A 372-nucleotide genomic window follows, 5' to 3' on the forward strand; every position below is an offset into this window, starting at 1 on the left:
GGCCATGGTTTTCCAGGTGCACGTTGACGTCTTTGTCGCCGATCTCGACGTATTTCCGAATCACCGCCAGTATTTCCCGTTCCAGCTGGGGCAGGTAGTCGGGGCCATTGTTACGTAAGCGGTCGTGGGCAACCAGCACCCGCAACCGTTCTTTGGCAACGGATGCGGAGCTGGTGTCGTCTTTTCGGAATCGTTTTAACAAACTCATATCAACCTCCAAAAACCCGTTTCAGGAAGCCTTTTTTCTGCTTTTCAAGAAAACGGTGTGGGCGATCTTCGCCGAGGTAGCGGGCAACGGAGTCGGCATAGGCCTGACCGGCATCGCTGTCGCTGTCGTGCACAACCGGCACGCCCTGGTTGGAAGCTTTGAGC

Annotated in this window: 1 protein-coding gene; it reads right to left on the reverse strand. The window is 55.6% G+C overall.

Annotated features, from left to right (window positions below; all coding sequences use genetic code 11):
• Window positions 1-208: cell division topological specificity factor MinE (minE, locus tag Q4563_RS17055; RefSeq protein WP_303605339.1), on the reverse strand; the 208-nt coding region annotated here is incomplete at its 3' end.
• Window positions 209-372: the final 164 nt, after the last annotated feature.

The organism is Gilvimarinus sp. 1_MG-2023 (assembly GCF_030548285.1).